At 69.7% G+C, this 17,997-nt stretch carries 16 protein-coding genes and 1 pseudogene; 10 read left to right on the forward strand and 7 right to left on the reverse strand.

Annotation, left to right across the window (positions count from 1 at the left end):
* Window positions 1-155 precede the first annotated feature (155 nt).
* The 4 genes from AC07DA_RS12785 (at window position 156) to AC07DA_RS12800 (ending at window position 5,362) form a co-directional block, all read left to right on the forward strand.
* Complete coding sequence (locus tag AC07DA_RS12785) at window positions 156-1,217, forward strand: acyltransferase family protein (protein ID WP_479127822.1); 1,062 nt, start codon at window positions 156-158, stop codon at window positions 1,215-1,217.
* 190 nt (window positions 1,218-1,407) lie between these two features.
* Window positions 1,408-3,453 (forward strand): glycosyltransferase, encoded by a 2,046-nt coding sequence (locus AC07DA_RS12790; RefSeq protein ID WP_479127823.1) that lies wholly within the window; start codon window positions 1,408-1,410, stop codon window positions 3,451-3,453.
* A 72-nt stretch (window positions 3,454-3,525) separates the two neighbouring features.
* Window positions 3,526-4,308: a hypothetical protein gene (locus tag AC07DA_RS12795; RefSeq protein ID WP_479127362.1), complete on the forward strand. Its 783-nt coding sequence runs from the start codon at window positions 3,526-3,528 to the stop codon at window positions 4,306-4,308.
* Between the two features lie 301 nt (window positions 4,309-4,609).
* On the forward strand, window positions 4,610-5,362 hold the full coding sequence (locus AC07DA_RS12800; protein WP_479127364.1) for a hypothetical protein: 753 nt from the start codon (window positions 4,610-4,612) through the stop codon (window positions 5,360-5,362).
* Window positions 5,363-5,521: 159 nt separating this feature from the next.
* Here AC07DA_RS12800 and AC07DA_RS12805 read toward each other — a convergent pair whose 3' ends face one another.
* The gene (locus AC07DA_RS12805; protein WP_102910773.1) at window positions 5,522-5,938 is read right to left on the reverse strand and encodes a MerR family transcriptional regulator; all 417 of its coding nucleotides are present in this window, start codon (window positions 5,936-5,938) and stop codon (window positions 5,522-5,524) included.
* A 409-nt stretch (window positions 5,939-6,347) separates the two neighbouring features.
* Here AC07DA_RS12805 and AC07DA_RS12810 point away from each other — a divergent pair, with 409 nt between their 5' ends.
* Window positions 6,348-7,850: a SulP family inorganic anion transporter gene (locus AC07DA_RS12810; protein ID WP_102910777.1), complete on the forward strand. Its 1,503-nt coding sequence runs from the start codon at window positions 6,348-6,350 to the stop codon at window positions 7,848-7,850.
* 108 nt (window positions 7,851-7,958) lie between these two features.
* Here AC07DA_RS12810 and AC07DA_RS12815 read toward each other — a convergent pair.
* Window positions 7,959-9,189: pseudogene (locus AC07DA_RS12815) on the reverse strand (MFS transporter).
* Complete coding sequence (locus AC07DA_RS12820; protein WP_479127367.1) at window positions 9,186-10,592, reverse strand: NAD(P)-binding domain-containing protein; 1,407 nt, start codon at window positions 10,590-10,592, stop codon at window positions 9,186-9,188. Before AC07DA_RS12820 ends, AC07DA_RS12815 begins: the two are co-directional and overlap by 4 nt.
* 109 nt (window positions 10,593-10,701) lie before the next feature.
* Between AC07DA_RS12820 and AC07DA_RS12825 the strand changes: the two genes are divergently transcribed.
* Together AC07DA_RS12825 and AC07DA_RS12830 are read left to right on the forward strand one after the other, a co-directional pair.
* A complete protein-coding gene (locus tag AC07DA_RS12825; RefSeq protein WP_479127369.1) occupies window positions 10,702-11,760 on the forward strand; it encodes a flavin-containing monooxygenase in 1,059 nt (352 codons plus the stop codon).
* 51 nt (window positions 11,761-11,811) lie between these two features.
* Window positions 11,812-12,186: an ArsR/SmtB family transcription factor gene (locus tag AC07DA_RS12830; protein WP_102910770.1), complete on the forward strand. Its 375-nt coding sequence runs from the start codon at window positions 11,812-11,814 to the stop codon at window positions 12,184-12,186.
* Window positions 12,187-12,291: 105 nt separating this feature from the next.
* Here AC07DA_RS12830 and trxA read toward each other — a convergent pair whose 3' ends face one another.
* From trxA to AC07DA_RS12845, 3 genes are read right to left on the reverse strand one after another with little or no spacing between them, the layout of a single operon-like run.
* Window positions 12,292-12,615, reverse strand: coding sequence for a thioredoxin (gene trxA / locus AC07DA_RS12835; RefSeq protein ID WP_102910769.1), 324 nt, complete (start codon window positions 12,613-12,615; stop codon window positions 12,292-12,294).
* A gap of 28 nt (window positions 12,616-12,643) precedes the next feature.
* Entirely contained in the window at window positions 12,644-13,633 is a 990-nt protein-coding gene (gene trxB / locus AC07DA_RS12840) for a thioredoxin-disulfide reductase (protein WP_479127372.1), read from the reverse strand.
* Window positions 13,630-14,052 (reverse strand): arsenate reductase ArsC, encoded by a 423-nt coding sequence (locus tag AC07DA_RS12845; protein ID WP_328336361.1) that lies wholly within the window; start codon window positions 14,050-14,052, stop codon window positions 13,630-13,632. The genes trxB and AC07DA_RS12845 overlap by 4 nt, the downstream gene beginning before the upstream one ends.
* An 89-nt stretch (window positions 14,053-14,141) precedes the next feature.
* Here AC07DA_RS12845 and AC07DA_RS12850 point away from each other — a divergent pair, with 89 nt between their 5' ends.
* From AC07DA_RS12850 to AC07DA_RS12860, 3 genes are read left to right on the forward strand one after another with little or no spacing between them, the layout of a single operon-like run.
* Window positions 14,142-14,450: an ArsR/SmtB family transcription factor gene (locus AC07DA_RS12850; RefSeq protein WP_365962786.1), complete on the forward strand. Its 309-nt coding sequence runs from the start codon at window positions 14,142-14,144 to the stop codon at window positions 14,448-14,450.
* Window positions 14,447-15,553, forward strand: coding sequence for an ACR3 family arsenite efflux transporter (gene arsB / locus AC07DA_RS12855; RefSeq protein ID WP_479127376.1), 1,107 nt, complete (start codon window positions 14,447-14,449; stop codon window positions 15,551-15,553). Before AC07DA_RS12850 ends, arsB begins: the two co-directional genes overlap by 4 nt.
* 37 nt (window positions 15,554-15,590) lie before the next feature.
* Complete coding sequence (locus AC07DA_RS12860; RefSeq protein ID WP_479127378.1) at window positions 15,591-16,661, forward strand: ArsO family NAD(P)H-dependent flavin-containing monooxygenase; 1,071 nt, start codon at window positions 15,591-15,593, stop codon at window positions 16,659-16,661.
* A 573-nt stretch (window positions 16,662-17,234) separates the two neighbouring features.
* Here AC07DA_RS12860 and AC07DA_RS12865 read toward each other — a convergent pair.
* Complete coding sequence (locus tag AC07DA_RS12865) at window positions 17,235-17,846, reverse strand: hypothetical protein (protein ID WP_365962789.1); 612 nt, start codon at window positions 17,844-17,846, stop codon at window positions 17,235-17,237.
* Window positions 17,847-17,997: the final 151 nt, after the last annotated feature.

A 17,997-nucleotide genomic window follows, 5' to 3' on the forward strand; every position in this document is an offset into this window, starting at 1 on the left:
TCGCCGGTGCCTGAGGCTGTCGCTCCGCGCCGCGGCCGGTGACTTGTGTCGTCGGTTCGGCGCCTGAGCGCTCTCGGGAATCTCTTCTGTAACGAGAGGGTAGCGTCTTGTCGAACGACATACCGAATGCCGTCACACAAGTCCGTTCCCCAGCTCTGGAGGCGGCAACGCAAGACAGCGGCCCGTCATCTCACGGCGGTACGCGTGACGCGTTCTTCGACAACGCGAAGTACCTGCTGATCGTCCTGGTGGCCGTAGCGCATGCCTGGGAGCTCGTGGAGACCAGCCGCGCCACCAAGGCGCTGTACGTCCTCGTCTACACGTTCCACATGCCGGCGTTCATCATCATCTCCGGTTACCTGTCGCGGAGCTTCACCGCCCGGCCTCATCAGATCAGGCGCCTGGTCGGTGGCATCGCCGTTCCGTACGTCGTCTTCGAGACCGCCTACTCCATGTTCAAGCGGTACGCCGACGACGCGCCCGACCATCCCATCAGCCTGCTCGATCCGTGGCTGCTCACCTGGTTCCTCGCCGCCCTGTTCATCTGGCGGCTCACCACACCGCTGTGGCAGCAACTGCGGCACCCCTTGGCGGTCGCGCTGATGGTCGCGGTGCTCGCCTCCGTCACCCCTGGCTTCGGCGACGACCTCAACCTCCAGCGGGTTCTGCAGTTCCTTCCGTTCTTCGTGCTCGGTCTGTGCCTGAAGGCCGAACACTTCCAGCTCCTGCGACGCCGTGAGATCCGGCTGCTGGCCATACCTCTCTTCGTCGGCGCGCTCACCTTCGCCTACTGGGCGTCGACCCGCCTGCGGACCGAGTGGTTCTTCCGACGCTCCAGCGCCCAGGAGATCGGGGAACCCTGGTGGACCGGCGTCGTCATGACGTTCGCGCTCTTCGGCTGTTCCGTGCTGCTGACGGCCGCCTTCCTCTCCTGGGTACCGCGTCGGCGCACATGGTTCACGGTGCTCGGCGCCGGCACGATCTGCGGCTACCTGCTCCACGGCTTCCTGACCAAGGGAGCGGAGTACGCGGGTGTCCTCGACACCCACACCTGGCTGAACGACCCGGCCGGGAAGGTCCTTCTCTCTCTCATCACCGCCGTTGCCGTCACCCTGTTGTGCACCCCACCGGTGCGCAGTCACCTACGTCCGGTGACTGAGCCGGACCTGTCCTGGGCCTTCCGCTCAAACCTGACGGAGCGGCCGGCCAAGGGCTGAGCCCCCCTATTTCCCCTTTCCCCGCCGTACGGCGGCTGTGGCCGGCTGACGCCCGCCCAGCAGCGATGCCGCACATGGCGAAGAACACCCCTCCGGCCGCAGGAATGCCTGCGGCCGGTGGCGCGGTACGCCTGCCGCACCCCAGTCGGGCACCTGCCCTTTCACGAGAAGGCCAAAGTCTGTGAGTGATATGCCGGTTGACGTCGTCCCGGATGTTTCGGTCGTTGTCGGCGCGTACAACGCGATGCCCTATCTGACGCGCTGCGTGATGTCGGTGGTGGAGCAGACGATCGGCCGCGGCAGCATCGAGCTGATCGCCGTGGACGATGGCTCGACGGACGGCACCGGCGACGAACTGGACCGGCTGGCCCAGGAGTTCCCCGAGGTCATCCGTGTCGTGCACCAGGCCAATTCCGGAGGGCCCTCGGCTCCGCGCAATGTGGGACTGGAACTGGCCCGCGGGCGGTATGTGTTCTTCCTGGACGCCGACGACCACCTCGGCCCCGAGGCCCTTGAACGCATGGTCGCCATGGCCGACACCAACGGATCCGACGTGGTGCTCGGCAAGATGGTGGGGGTCGGCGGCCGGGGCGCACCCCGCTCGATGTTCCGGCGCAACCAGCCGAGAACGGACGTCTTCAGTTCACGCGTCTACTGGACACTCAGCCCGCTGAAGCTCTTCAGACGCGAGCTCATCGAGCGGCTCGGGCTGCGCTTCCGCACCGATCTGCGGGTCGGTGAGGACCAGCCGTTCGTCGCCATGGCCTACCTGCACGCCGCCGCGATCTCCGTTGTGGCCGACTACGACTGCTACTACTGGGTCGAACGCGAGGACGGCAACAACGTCACGCTGACCACCCGGGGAACACAGCCCAGACTGCGCTTCCTGCACCTGATGTCCAAGCTGCTGGAACGGGAAGTGGAAGCAGGACCACGCCGGGATCTGCTGATCCGCCGCCACCTGGAGGTCGACCTCAACGGCGCCCTCACCCACCTGGTACGCGAGAACGAGCCGGACGTACGCGAGGCCGCCCTCGCTGGTGTCCGGCGCCTGCTCGACACCTGGTGCACCGACGAGATCACCGAGCGACTGCCCGCGATGACCCGGCTGCGCTTCAACCTCGCCCACCGGGGGATGCTGGACGAACTGCGCACGGTCATCGACTTCGACAGATCCGGCCGTCGGGACAAGGTGGTCGTCGACAAGGGACGTGCTTTCGGCGCCTACCCGTTCTTCCGGGATCCCACCGTCGGCGCCCCGGACGACTGCTACGACATCACCGAGCAACTGCCCGTACGTCACCACCTCGACTCGCTATCGCTGAGCGGCAGCTGGCTCGAAGTCCAGGGCCACGCCTACATCCATCGCGTCGACACCCACGAGACGGGCACTGAGGTCGTCCTGCGTGAGCGCGAGAGCCGCACCGAGTACACCTTCCCCGCAGCAACCACCGACACAGCGGACCTGACGACATCGGAAGGGGAAGGCCTGTACGACTACGACCGAGCCGGGTTCGCCGCACGGATCGACACCGCCACCGCAGCCGACGGCGGCCCCCTGCCCGCCGGACTGTGGGACGTCTTCCTCCGCGTGCGCAGCCAGGACATCGTCAAGGAAGCCCGGCTGGGCAACCGGCGGTCCCCGGACATCGACTCCCGTCCCCGGCCGCACCTGGTGCGGCTCGCGGAAGCACGGGCCGAGATCATCACCCCCTACTTCACCAAGCCGTACGACAACCTCACCCTCGACGTCGGCCAGCGCAAGCACTCCGTGCGCCCGCACTGCACGATGAACGGCGTCACCTGGGCGGACAACGCCCCCGCCACCCTCACCCTCGACGGCCGCATCGGCGTCCAGGACATCACCGCCGAGGACCTGGTCGTACGGGCCCACCGCGAGGGCCGTACCATCGAGCTCGACGCCTTCCAGACCCTGACCATCGGCGCCGGCGGCCGAGTCGAGCTCCGCGTCGACCTCCCCCGCGCCGTCGCCGCCGGAACGCTGCAGTGGGGCGACTGGCGGCTCTCCGTGGCCTTGCGGGTTCCCGGGGCGGAGGAGGTGCCCGTCCCTGGAGATCGCGCTCTTCCCACCTTGCGTTTCCGCCACCGGGGCCTGCCCGCATACGTCAGACCGCTTGCCGGGCACGACCGCCTCACCCTGCGTCTCGCTACCGTCGACCCGATTGCCGGCGTCCGACGGCACCTTCGCCACGTACTCAGTCAGAAGAAAACCTGACCGGGGTGCATACTCTCACGTGACGGTAGACTTCGATGGGCAAATACTCCGCGGCGAGGAGGGCGGACGATCATGGCCGGTGTGGCGGCATGTCCGTCGTGCGGGGAGGCCGAGGACCTGCGTGGCGAACAGGTGAAGGACGACATCAGGATCACCTGTCTGAGCTGCACGGCGCAATGGATGCGCGGCGGCGCGCGCTGCGCGAACTGCGGCGGCCAGGACATCGTCCACCGCCCGCAGGCCATGACCCGGCACTCGCGCGGCACCCAGCTGTCCATCATCGGCTGGCGCGAGCTCCCGCTGTGCCGCCGTTGCGACGCCGAGGCGCTGGAAAAGTCCATCTCCCAGAACACCCCCGTGCCCAGCGACTACGTCGCCGCCTGTCTCGGCGCCGCCCAGAACTCGGCGGCGGCTGCCGCGCCGCAGGCAGAGGCGCCTGCTCCCGCCCCACCCCCGAAGCACGCTCCCGCCGCCGCGGCGAACTCAGCCGAACCCGCGAAGAGTTCACCCGCTCCGCTCGGCCCGGCTCGCCCTCGGCAGACCCGGCCGAAGGCCGCGCCGTCGCCGTCCATGGCGCCCACCGTCCGGCAGGCCATCGCCGCGTTCATGGGCGAGTCCTCCGGGCAGGCCGATGCCACCGCGATGCTGCTGCTGGGCACCCATCTGGGCTCCCACAACCGGCTGACCGTGCTGGACGAGGACGGCGCCGCCGACCGGCTCGCCCGCTGGAGCCTCGGGCACTGGGGTGACGGCGGCGACCGCGCGCAGCGGTGCCTGAGCACGATCTGCCGGGCGGTCGACTTCTGGGGCGCCCGCGGCTGGCTCACCTCCGACCCGGCCGCCGGCCTGCGCTGAGGAAGACCGGAAGCGTAGAGAGCCTACCTGGGGCTGCCGCGCCGAGGAGTCTGCTTCACACCAAGCGACTCTCACGTTAGGTTAGAGATGAACATCGGAAGGCCACCGTTCGTCCCGCCTCGGGCCACAGAGGCGGGGCCTCAGGGCCGTCGTTCCGAAGCGGCCGTCGGGTCGCAGCCCGCGAGGCCGCCTCCTGTCCTGCCCCGCAGGTCTCGCGGGCCGCACACCCCCGGCGCGGTTGCGGACCGCATCCCCGAAGCCGCCTGATCGGCAGTCCGTCCCGAGTGCGCAAGGAGTCCGCATGCTGTCCTCGACCTCGCCCCCCGGCACCGGATCCGCCACGGACGGGCCGGAGACTGAACGCTTCTTGGCGGCCGCCGTACGCCTCGCCGGCACCCTCCCCGCCGTGCGCCCCACCTTGGCCATCGTGCGAAGCTGGGACCGCGGTGGCCGGGAGCGGGCCCTGCTGCTGCGCACACGGCTGGCCGAACACGGCATACGCAGCACGGAGTTGAGTCCCATCCCCGAAGCCGGCGAGCGTGGCGGCCCAGACCGCGGCGTCCGGCGCCCGGCCGTCGATTTACTGGTGCACGCCGGAGGACCCCATCCGGAGCAGGCCATGCGGGCCGCGGCCCTGTGGCAGCTGCCGCTGCTGATCGACCGCCCCGAGGGGCGGTCGGGCGGCGAGCTGAACGCCTTCGGAGCCCATCGCAGCCCTGTCATCGGCATCCATCTCCCCGTCGGCGGCTTCGGCGTCGCCGTGCGCGAGACCATCCTGGTCTCCCTGCAGCCGCACCCGGGCAACGCTCGCCTCATCCTCGGCAACGAGAAGATCACCGCACCCGGCGACCTGCCCCTGCGCATCACCCTGGCCGAGGAGGGGCTGCTGGAGGCGCGCGGTGACTCCTTCGGCAGACGCCTCATCCGCCGACTTCGCTTCGAACGCGCCTGGGGCGCCTACCGGTTGGACGTGGACGGCGCACCCGCCCGCGAGGTGCGCGCCCCACTGCGCATCGAGGCCCTGCCCGGCCGCCTGCACCTGCTGCACCCCTAGTAGCACGCCAGCGCGCCGGGGCGAGGTTGGGCGGGTGAACTCACCCCGTGGCGGGCGCAGCCACGGGCTTCCGGCCCGCAAAACCGTTCCCGGGCCGCATCAAGGGGCGGACCGCCATAGCCGTGGCCCCCGTCTGGGTACTGCGACCGCCGACGCGGCTCAGGTGCCCGCGCGGGCATCGGCCTGCAGGCGTCGGCGGAGTGTGGTGGCGAAGTCCTCGGCCATCTCCAGACGGGCCCGCAGGGTCTCGCAGCGGGCGTCGGCCACCTTGCGGTAGGAGTCCAGCCGCTCCCGCAGCCGCTCGCGCTCCTCGCCGGCGGGCGGGTCGTCGGTGGCGGCGAGGCGGTCGGTGATGTCCAGCAGGTCGCGCATCTCCTCCAGGGAGAAGTCCAGCGGCTTCATCCGGCGGATCACCATCAGGCGCTCGACGTCGGACTCCGTGTACAGCCGGAAGCCACCCTTGCTGCGGGCCGAGGGGATCACCAGGCCCACTTCCTCGTAGTGCCGGATGGTGCGCAGAGACAAACCGGTCCGCTCGGCCACCTCACCGATCTGCATCTGCCGCTGATCCGTCATCGCCCGATGATCCCCTTCGTTGTTTACTTCGATTTTCGAATCCGCAAAGCAACCCACCTTACGTGAGATGAATCACGGGATCTCGGCGGGTATTTACCTGTGTTTCACAAGCCGCAAGTCGCACTCTGCCCTCACGTCAGGGTAGAGTCTCTACGTGTTCACGGCCGCCGTCGAGAGTGACGGCAGGAGTGAACGCCATAGCGTGGGCCTGACCGGGCCCCGATGGCATCCGAGACTTCCGGGCCATGATGCCCGACCGGCAGCCGGACGGCTGCCTTGCAGATCGGCTGGGCCCCGTTGAAGTGGCCGGGCCGCCGAGGATTCCGCCTCATTTTTCGTGCGCGGAGTCGTGTACGACGTGGACGCGTCCGCCCTCTGCTGGCGCATCCGCCTGAACAGAAACGGTTGCATGTCCTCACCGCTGTCCGCAGCCCCGAAGTTCCGCCTGGCCAAGCCCGACTGGCTCGACTCCCCGAAGGTCTTCCGTACCGAGGTGCTGGCCGGCTTGGTCGTCGCCCTGGCCCTGATCCCCGAGGCGATCTCCTTCTCCATCATCGCCGGGGTCGACCCGGCGGTCGGCCTGTTCGCCTCCTTCACCATGGCCGTCGTCATCTCGGTCGTGGGCGGCCGCAAGGCCATGATCTCCGCCGCGACCGGCGCGATCGCCCTGGTCATCGCCCCGCTCAATCACGAGCACGGTCTCGGCTATCTGATCGCGGCCGTCATCCTCGCCGGCGTCTTCCAGGTGATTTTGGGCGCGCTGGGTGTGGCCAAGCTCATGCGGTTCGTGCCGCGCAGCGTCATGGTCGGCTTCGTCAACGCCCTCGCCATCCTGATTTTCATGGCGCAGGTGCCGGAGCTGCACGACGTGCCGTGGGCCGTGTATCCGCTCGTCATCGGCGGTCTCGCCCTGATGGTGTTCTTCCCGAAGGTCACCAAGGTGATCCCGGCCCCGCTGGTCTCCATCGTCGTCCTGACCGTGATCACCGTGGCGGCCGCGATCGCGGTGCCGACCGTCGGCGACAAGGGTGAGCTGCCCTCCTCGCTGCCCGTGCCGGGCCTGCCCGACGTGCCCTTCACGATGGACACGCTGACCACCATCGCCCCCTACGCCTTCGCGATGGCGCTGGTCGGTCTCATGGAGTCGCTGATGACGGCCAAGCTCGTCGACGACATCACCGACACCCACTCGGGCAAGACGCGTGAGTCGATCGGCCAGGGCGTCGCCAACATCATCACCGGCTTCTTCGGCGGCATGGGCGGCTGCGCCATGATCGGCCAGACGATGATCAACGTGAAGGTGTCCGGCGCGCGCACCCGCCTGTCGACCTTCCTGGCGGGCTCCTTCCTGATGGTGCTGTGCATCGTCTTCGGCCCGGTCGTCTCCGACATTCCCATGGCCGCCCTGGTCGCCGTCATGATCATGGTGTCGTTCGCGACCTTCGACTGGCACTCCATCGCCCCGAAGACCATCAAGCGGATGCCGCTCGGCGAGATGACCGTCATGGTCGTCACCGTCGCGTGCGTGGTCGCCACCCACAACCTGGCCATCGGCGTCGTGGTCGGCTGCATCACCGCGATGGTCGTCTTCGCCAAGCGCGTCGCGCACCTGGTCAACGTCTCCGGTGTGGTCGACCCCGACGGCAACCAGGTCGTCTACGCCGTCACCGGCGAGCTGTTCTTCGCCTCCTCCAACGACCTCGTCTACCAGTTCAACTACAAGGACGACCCGGACGACGTCGTCATAGACCTCTCCGCCGCCCACATCTGGGACGCCTCCTCCGTCGCAGCCTTGGACGCCGTCGAGACGAAGTACGCCCAGCGGGGCAAGAAGGTGACCATCATCGGCCTGAACAAGTCCAGCGCCGACATGCACGAGCGCCTCGCCGGCCAGCTGACCGGCAGCCACTGAGACTGCAGAGGCCGCCCTTCCCCTTGCTACGGACGTAGCAAGGGGAAGGGCGGCCTCTCTGTGCCTGGGCCGGGCCCGGGGCAACTACCGGTCACGAGTTTTCCCGGATCAGACATGAGGGCTGCCGTCACCGGACCGCACGGTCGTACGCAGGGCGATGAGGGCCGCCAGGAGGGAGAGGACGGCCAGCACGCCGAACATCTGGGAGTAGCCGCCCAAGGGCAGGACGAGCACGGCTCCGGCGAACGGTGCCAGTGCCGCGGCCATCGAGGCGGGAGCGGTGAGGAGTCCTGACAGCCGGCCGTAATGGGTGGCCCCACCGGTCGGTCACCGCCGTGGCCTGGAGAAGAGTGAGGTTGCCTCGGACCGCGCCAGCTGCGATCGACAGGCCGACCAGCAGGGCGTATGGGCCGGGGACGAGCGCGAGGGCCGCTGTGGTGGCACCGCCGAGCGCGATCAGGGCGGTGGTGCGGGCGGTCGGTCGGGTGTGACGGGCGAGTGCGGCATACAGGATGCGGCCCAGGGTCTGTCCGGCACCGCCGAGGCCGAGGGCCCAGGCCGCCTGGGTGGTGGTGTATCCGCGTTCGAGAAGCAACGGGACCAGAGCGATGACGACGGCGTACATCGCGAATGACGAGAAGGTCAGCGCTGCTGCCAGCATCCAGAACGGGCGCGTTCGCTCCGCCCGCTCAGCGGCCTGTTCCGCCATTACGGGTGAGTGGGGCGCGTCAGGCCAGGGAGCCTTCAGGGCGAGGGCATGCGCCGGGATCGTGATCACGGCCAGGACTGCGGCGAGCACCAGGTAGGTCGTGCGCCAGGACGTGTGGTCGGCGAGTACGGCGGTCACGGGGGCGAAGACCGTGGAGGCGAGACCGCCGGCGAGCGTCACGATGGTCAGGGCGCGGATGTGGTCGGGCGCCCACCAGCGGGTGAGGGCCGCGAAGGCGGGCTGGTAGAAGGTGGACGCCATGGCGAGTCCGGCGCACAGCCATCCGGCCACGAACACGACGATGTTGGGGGCTGCTGCCACGATCACGAGGCTGAGCACGCCGAGGACCGAGCCGGTCGTCATGACGGCGCGCGGCCCGCGGTGGTCGAGCAGGCGCCCCACGCGGATTCCGGCCAGTGCGGAGACCAGCAGTGCCGCGGAGAAGGCGGCCGTGGTCGCGCCTGTGGACCAGCCGGTGTCAGCGGTGATCTGCGGGTTCAGGACGGGGAAGGCGTAGTAGACGATGCCCCAGCTGGTGATCTGCGTGGCGCAGAGCGCGGGCAGGGCGGCGCGGGGCCGCGACCGGTCCCCTGTTCCGGTCGCGGCCCCGCTGGTGGCGACGTCGGTCATGAGCCGCAGCATCCGCCGCCCGACGCCTGCTCGGTGGGTGCGGTCGGCTCGGTCGCCGGGGCGCTGCCGATCTGGACCAGAGCGGGCGCGGGGGCACAGCAGCCTCCGGCGTCGGCATCGGCGTCGGGCTGGTCGAAGAGTCCGGCGCCGCCGCAGACCCCGGTTTCGGGCAGGGTGAGCTCGACACGGTCGGCGGCCTCCAGGTCGCCGGCGATGGCGGCGGCCACGGAGCGGACCTGCTCGTAGCCGGTCATGGCCAGGAACGTCGGCGCGCGGCCGTAGGACTTCATGCCGACGAGGTAGATGCCCTGTTCGGGGTGGGACAGCTCGCGGTGGCCGTGGGGGTACACGGTGCCGCAGGAGTGCTGGTTGGGGTCGATCAGCGGTGCGAGCTCGACCGGCGCCTGGAGGCGCTCGTCCAGGTTGAGGCGGACCTCGGACAGGAACGACAGGTCGGGACGGAAGCCGGTCAGCACGATCACCTCGTCCACGGCATCGAGGCGTCGGCCGTCCTCGCCCACCAGCACGAGTCGGCCGTCACCGTCGCGCTCGATCGCCTCGGTGCGGAACCCGGTGACGGCATCGGCGTAGCCCTCGTCGACGGCGGCCTTCGCCGCGAGGCCCAGGGCGCCTCGGGCGGGAAGCTGGTCGGCGGTGCCGCCGCCGAAGGTGGAGCCCGAGATCCCGCGGCGCAGGATCCACACCGCCCGCGTCCCGGTGCCGTCGTCGGACTTGGCGAGGTCGGAGAGGTAGGCCAGGGCGGTGAAGGCGGAGGCGCCCGAGCCGATGACCGCCGTGCGCTTCCCGGCGTAACGGGCCTGTACGGCCGGGTCCTTGAGGTCGGGGACACGGTAGGTGACGTGGTCGGCGGCGGCCTTCTCGCCCAGCGCCGGGAGGCCGCTGCCGCCGGCCGGGCTCGGTGTGGTCCAGGTGCCGGAGGCGTCGATCACCGCGCGGGCGAAGACGCGCTCTTCCGTGCCGTCCGCGTTCCTGAGGTGCACGACGAAGGGCTGGGTTTCCCGGTCGGCGTCGACGATCCGGTCACGGCCGGCTCGGGAGACGCCGGTGACGGTGGCGCCGAAGCGGACTCGCTCGCCCAGGACGTCGGCGAGTGGCTGAAGGTACTGCTTGGCCCAGTCACCGCCCGAGGGGTAGGTGGCGGGGTCCGGCTTGACCCAGCCGGTGGGGGCGAGCAGCTTCTCCGCGGCAGGGTCGGTGACCTCGCCCCAGGTGGAGAACAGCCGCACGTGCGCCCACTCGCGCACTGCCGCTCCGGCGGCCGGACCGGCTTCCAGGATCAGGGGCTCGATGCCGTGGTCGACGAGGTGGGCGGCAGCGGCCAGCCCGGTCGGTCCGGCTCCGATCACAACGACGGGCAGCTCGGCGGTGGCGGGCGCGTTCACGGCGACTCCCTGCATGTTTCGACATCTGTCAATGGCTTGCGCAGCCAGCATGGCACCTGATTCGATGAGCGTCAACATAGACATTCACCGAATCAGGCGAGGATGGTTCATGGAGCACATCGATGTAGCGGTGATCGGCGGCGGTCAGTCCGGGCTGGCCGCGGCGCAGGCCCTGCTGCGGGAGAGACTTCAGCCGGTGGTCCTGGAGGCGTCCGAACGGGCCGCCGGGTCGTGGCCGCGCTACTACGACAGCCTCACCCTGTTCTCACCCGCCCGGTACAGCTCACTGCCGGGCATGCCGTTCCCCGGCGGCGATCCGGACCGCTACCCGCACCGGGACGAGGTCATCGCCTACCTGACCGCCTACGCCGCCCGCCTGGACGCCGACGTCCGCACCCGCAGCCGCGTCACCGCCGTGCGGGCAGACGGCCCGGGGTTCGTCGTGGAGTTGGAGGGCGGCGGGCGCCTGGCGGCCCGGGCGGTGGTCGCCGCATCCGGCACCTTCGGCCGCCCGCATCGTCCGGGGTTGCCTGGCCTGGAGCGGTTCACGGGTGCGGTGCTGCACGCCGCCGACTACCGACGCCCCGAGCCCTTCGCCGGTCAGCGAGTGGTCGTGGTGGGCGCCGGGAACTCCGCGGTGCAGATCGCCGCCGAACTCGCCGCCGTGGCACAGGTGACGCTCGCCAGCCGTCACCCGGTGAAGTTCGCGCGTCAGCGCATTCTCGGCCGCGACCTGCACTTCTGGCTGAAGCGAATCGGCCTCGACACCGCCCCGCTCGGCCGCCTGGTGCGGACTCCGCCGACCCAGTTGGTCATCGACGACGGCCACTACCGGGCCGCGGTCGCGGACGGAGCGCCGGACCGGCGGGAGCTGTTCACCGACGCCGAGGGCAGCAAAGTGACCTGGGCCGACGGGAGCGCCGAGGCGGTGGACACGATCCTGCTCGCCACCGGCTACCGCCCGGACCTGCCCTACCTTGCACCGCTCGGCGCCCTCGACGGTACGGGTCATCCGCTGCACCGCGACGGCGCGTCCTCCGTGCGCCCGGGCCTGGCGTTCACCGGCCTGGAATGGCAGCGAAGCCTGTCCTCCAACTCCCTGCGCGGTGTGGGCCGCGACGCAGCCCGCGCCGCTCGGAGACTGGCCGCCCACCTGTCCAGCACGTGATGTCGCTTGCCACCCTCCCTCACTTGGTTCGACATATGTCAACATAGACGTATGTCAAACGCGAGGGTGTTGCCGCTGCTGGAGCCTGACGCCGGCCAGGTTGTGGTGCCGTGCTGCCCGCCGCTCACCGAGCGCCCCATGACCGCGCAGGAGGCCGAGACCGCCGCGCGGATGTTCAAGGCGCTCGGCGATCCGGTGCGTCTGCGGCTGTTCTCGGCGGTGGCCTCGCACGAGGGCGGCGAGGCGTGCGTGTGCGACATCTCCGATGTCGGCGTCTCCCAGCCGACGGTCTCCCACCACCTGAAGAAGCTCAAGGAGGCCGGGCTGCTCACTTCGGAGCGGCGCGGCACGTGGGTGTACTACCGGGTCGAGCCGTCCGTCCTTGCGGCGATGGGCAAGCTCCTGACGACTGCGGATGCGGCCTGACGCCCGGGCCGGATCGAGCTACCGACTCCTGGCTGAGTGCCCCGGCGCCTGGTTACCAGCCTCTGATGATCAGTACTGCGCGGGAATCGCACAGGTAGCCACGCGTCAGACGAGGTGGTCGGCCAGCTCGCGTTCCAAGGCGGCCTTCGGCTTGGCGCCGACGATGGTCTGCACTACCTCACCGCTCTTGTAGACGTTCATCGTCGGGATGGACATCACGCCGTACTGGGCGGCGATGGCCGGGTTCTCGTCGATGTTGAGCTTGACGATCTCGATCTTGTCGCCGTGCTCGGCGGCGATCGCCTCCAGGGAAGGCGCCAGCTGGCGGCACGGGCCGCACCAGGCGGCCCAGAAGTCGACCAGGACGGGCTTGTCGCTCTTGAGGACGTCCTGCTCGAAGGAGTCCTCGGTGACGTTCTTGAGAGCCATGGGGTGCTTCTCTCCTGCGGGTGGGGCGTCAGACGGCGGCCGCGAGCGGCTCGTCCTCGGTGTGGGACTCGCTCGTGCCCGCATCGGCGAGGGCTGCGAGGTACCGCTCGGCGTCGAGCGCGGCCGCGCATCCGGTGCCGGCGGCGGTGATGGCCTGGCGGTAGGTGTGGTCGACGACGTCACCGGCGGCGAAGACGCCGGGGATGTTCGTGCGGGTGGACGGGGACTGCACCTTGAGGTAGCCGTCCTCGTCCAGCTCCAGCTGGCCTTTGAACAGTTCGGTGCGCGGGTCGTGGCCGATCGCGATGAACAGGCCGGAGACGTCCAGGTCGCGGGTAGCGCCGGTGAAGACGTCGCGGAGCACGACGCCGCCGAGCATGCCGTCCTTCTCCTTGATCTCGGCGATCTCGCTGTCGAAAGCGAAGGAGATCTTGTCGTCGGCGAAGGCCCGGTTCTGCATGACCTGGGAGGCGCGCAGGGTGGAACGGCGGTGGACCACCGTGACCGAGCGAGCGAAGCGGGTGAGGAAGGTGGCCTCCTCCATCGCGGTGTCGCCGCCGCCGACCACGACGATGTCCCGGTCACGGAAGAAGAAGCCGTCGCAGGTGGCGCACCAGGACACGCCGCGCCCGGACAGTTCCTCCTCGTTCGGCAGGCCGAGCTTGCGGTAGCCGGAACCGGTCGCGACGATCACGGCCCGCGCCCGGTGCACGGTTCCGGCGGTGTCGGTGACGGTCTTGATGTCCCCGCTCAGGTCGACTTCGACGGCATCGTCCTCGACGATCTCGGCGCCGAACCTCTCGGCCTGCGCCCGCATGTTCAGCATCAAGTCCGGACCGTCGATGCCCTCGGGAAAGCCGGGGAAGTTCTCGACCTCGGTGGTCGTCGTGAGCGAGCCGCCTACGAAGATGGCGCCACCGAAGACGAGCGGCTTGAGGTTGGCACGGGCGGTGTAGAGGGCGGCGGTGTATCCGGCGGGTCCGGAGCCGATGACGATGACGTTCCGGATCTCGCTCACGCGGTGGTCTCCGGCTTCTCCGGCGCGATCTCCTCGATCAGGCCCTCGACCAGCTTCTTGATCTCGTCGCGGATCGGCCGCACGGCCTCGACGCCCTGGCCGGCCGGGTCGTCCAGCTGCCAGTCGAGGTACTTCTTGCCGGGGAAGACGGGGCAGGTGTCACCGCAGCCCATGGTGATGCAGACGTCCGACTCCTTGACCGCGTCGATGGTCAGGATCTTGGGGGTCTCGGCGGAGATGTCGATACCGACCTCACGCATGGCCTCGACGGCTGCCGGGTTGACCTGGTCGCCGGGCGCGGAACCGGCGGAGCGGACCTCGACGCGGTCCCCGGCCAGGTGGCTCAGCCACGCGGCGGCCATCTGGGAGCGGCCCGCGTTGTGGACACAGACGAAGAGCACGGAGGGCTTGTCGGACATCAGAGGTCTCTCTCGTCTCGCAAGGAACGGGCACAGCTCACATCAGCACCCGATGGTGTCAGCTATCACTGATGTGAGAGTATCAGCCCATGATGACGTCAGTCGACACTGACCTGATCCGGGTTCTGGCCGACCCGCTCAGGCTCCGGATCGTGACCCTGCTGGCCAGAGAGACCCTGTGTACCACCCACCTGGTGGAGGAGACCGGCGCACGTCAGACCAACCTCTCCAACCACCTGAGAGTGCTGCGCGAGGCCGGGGTCGTCGAGACGGAGCCGTGCGGCCGGTACACGTACTACAAGGTGCGCCCGGACGTCATCGCCCAGCTCGCCGGCCAGTTCGCCGACCTGGCCGAGTCCGCTCGCAATGCCGCCGACAACAAGAGGGCCTGTCCGTGACCCGCACTGAAGCACCCGCGACCACCGAAGAATCGGTCGTCGCGAAGCTGTCGACGCTCGACCGCTTCCTCGCCGTCTGGATCCTGCTCGCCATGGCCATCGGCCTCGGCCTCGGCCGTGTGATCCCTGGCCTCAACGACGCCCTCGCGAAGGTCGAGATCGGCGGCATCTCCCTGCCGATCGCCATCGGCCTGCTGATCATGATGTACCCGGTGCTGGCCAAGGTCCGCTACGACAAGCTCGACGCCGTCACCGGCGACAAGAGGCTCATGGCCTCGTCGCTGGTCATCAACTGGATCGTCGGCCCGGCGGTCATGTTCGCACTCGCCTGGATCTTCCTGCCGGACCTGCCCGAGTACCGCACCGGCCTGATCATCGTCGGCCTGGCCCGCTGCATCGCCATGGTCATCATCTGGCACGACCTCGCCTGCGGCGACCGCGAAGCCGCCGCCGTACTCGTGGCACTGAACTCGGTCTTCCAGGTCCTGGCGTTCGGCGTGCTGGGCTGGTTCTACCTCGACCTGCTGCCGGGCTGGCTGGGTCTGGGCAACGGCGAGCAGCTCGACATCTCCATGTGGAAGATCGCCCTGAACGTCGTCATCTTCCTCGGCATCCCGCTGCTGGCCGGCTTCCTCACCCGCCGCGTCGGCGAGCAGAAGCTCGGCCGCGAGAAGTACGAGTCGAGCTTCCTGCCGAAGATCGGCCCGTGGGCCCTGTACGGCCTGCTCTTCACGATCGTCATCCTCTTCGCCCTGCAAGGGAAGACCATCACCTCGCAGCCGCTGGACGTCGCCCGTATCGCGCTTCCGCTGCTGGTGTACTTCGCCGTGATGTGGTTCGGCACGTTCGCTCTCGGCAAGGTCATCGGCCTCGCCTACGACCGCACCGCGACCCTCGCCTTCACCGCGGCGGGTAACAACTTCGAGCTGGCCATCGCGGTCGCCATCGCCACCTTCGGCGTGACCTCCGGCCAGGCCCTGTCAGGCGTCGTCGGCCCGCTGATCGAGGTGCCGGTCCTGGTCGCGCTGGTGTACGTGTCGCTGGCCTGGCGGCGGAAGTTCAGCGCCGGTCGGCAGCTGACGGCGGCACCGCAGGAGAGCTGATGCACTGCCTGGACCGCATCGGCATGGTGCGGACCTCGTGACGGCCGCCCGGCGCACGCAGGTGGTGATCGTCGGCGGCGGCCAGTCCGGGCTCGCCGCCGGCTACCACCTGCGCCGCCTCGGCCTGGACTTCGTCATCCTCGACGCCCAGGCCCAGCCGGGCGGCGCCTGGCAACACGCCTGGGACTCGCTGCACCTGTTCTCCCCGGCCGCGTACTCCTCGCTGCCCGGGCGGCCCATGCCCGTACAGGCGGGGGAGACCTACCCGGACGCACGGCACGTGGTCGGCTACCTCACCGACTACGAGCACCGGTACGGCCTTCCAGTGCAGCAGCCGGTCCGCGTCTCCGGCATCCACCGGGACGGCGGACTCCTGCGCGTCGAGACCGACTCGGGCGACTGGCGTGCCCAGGCCGTCATCAGCGCCACCGGCACCTGGTGGCGCCCCTTCCTACCCGCCGTGCACGGGCGCTCGGCCTTCCGAGGACGGCAGCTGCACACCGTCGAGTACCGCAATCCGCGCGACTTCGCCGGACAGCGCGTCGTCGTGGTCGGCGGCGGCAACTCCGGCGCGCAGATCGCCGCGGACCTGGCGCACGACACCGAGCTGACCTGGGTGACCCAGCGCCCACCCCGCTTCCTCGCCGACGACATCGACGGCCGCGCCCTGTTCGACGCGGCCTCCGCCCGCCGCCGCGCCCTCGAGGAGGGCCGTGCCGACACCGGAGGCGTCGCCTCGCTCGGCAACATCGTGGCCGTACCGCCCGTACGCGAGGCGCGGGACGCCGGGCTGCTCAAGGCATCGCCGATGTTCACACGCCTCGACCGCGACGGAGTCGCCTGGGCCGACGGCACGCGGGCTCCGGCGGACACGGTCATCTGGTGCACCGGCTTCCGTCCGGCCCTCTCGCACCTGGCGCCCCTGGGCCTGCGCGGCCCACGCGGCCACATCGCCACCGCGGGCACGCGAGCCGTGGACGAACCACGTCTGCACCTGCTCGGCTACGGAGACTGGACCGGCCCTGCCTCGGCCACCCTCATCGGCGTCGGCCGCCCGGCCCGCGACACGGCCCGCGAAATCGCCGAACTCCTCAGAGACAGAGGCTGATCCGGGTGCCGTCAGCCCAGCGTGCTGACGACCTTGCGTACCTCGGCTGCGACGGATTCCGGCAGTGGCACGTAGTGAATCCCGGCCAGCGGATTTCGGGGCATCAACTGCGCGCAACCGGAGGGGGCCAGGAACTTCCTGGCCCGCACTCAGCCCAGTGCCAACGCCCTACGCCTGGTCATGGCCGCCTGAGGTCGACCAGCTGCTCGGACTCTTTATTCACAGCCTCTTGCACGACGTTTGTCAGGCACTGAGCGAGCGGGACGCAGGCTCCGAGCCAGAGCAGGCAGATACGGAGCAGATGTGAGCGCCCCCGGACTCACCGGAGGCGCGCAGTCGGATCGTCGAGCCCACCGTCCGCCGGGAGATGGCCGTACTGTTGATAGGGCATGTCATCCGGGTTCTTTTCGAGCCTCGTACGCCGCCACGCCGCGTCGAACGAGAGGTTGCCCCGGCTGGCCCGCGCCAGCCGCCCAGCGCGCCAACTCGTCCACGGCGTAAGCAGCCACCGCCACACGGACGTGCTCACCGGACCACCACGTCCGCAAGCACGGGTCGGACCTGCCGCCCTCCTCACGACTCACCCGCCGGATCCACCACGACGTGCCCGTTGACCAGTGCCTGGGCCTTTGCGGCGTGGTGTGGTCGCTGGGCGCTGTGCATGCCGGCGGCCAGGAGGGTGTACAGCATCTGTTTCTGGGTGTGGTCGGGGAAGCTGGAGAGGAACTCGCGCAGCACTTCGACGGCTTCGTGTTCGACGGTCCGTTCGTCCTCGGGGCGGTGCTGGGCGAACACCCCGGCTACCGTGCTCACCTTGTCGGCGAGGGTGGGGAGTTGGGACAAGTCCGCGTTGTCTCGCTCGATCCATCGCGCCAACAGGGCCGCTGGGTTGGCCAGTTCCACGGCGAGCGCGTCGGTCTTCTGCCGGCGGAGGAGATCGGTAACGGCCTGCCGACGTTGAGCGGCCAGCAGTGCGGCCACGGCGGCCCGATCGTCGGGCAGCAGATCGAGCGTCAGCTCGGCCGTGAACTCGACGGGAGGGTCGGTGGGCAGCCGACGCAGCCGGGCGAGATGCTGGCCGCAGACGTCCCGCGCCGAAGCGAGATCGGCTGGGTCGCACGTCTTGGAGACCTTGCCCGCAGCAGCCCTGAGCGTGCTGCGCACCGCCCCCGCGATCTCCTCCACCGGGCCTGGGTACGGCGGCTCGGTGAGCACCGTGGCCGTGATCCGGGCGCTGAAGCCGATTCCGGGGCAGGCACTGCGCAGGCGGACTTCGAAGCGGCTCAGACCACGCCGTACCGCCCTGCGCTCGCGGCGGCGCGACCATCTTGTGGAG

It is taken from the genome of Streptomyces sp. NPDC044921 (assembly GCF_056432865.1).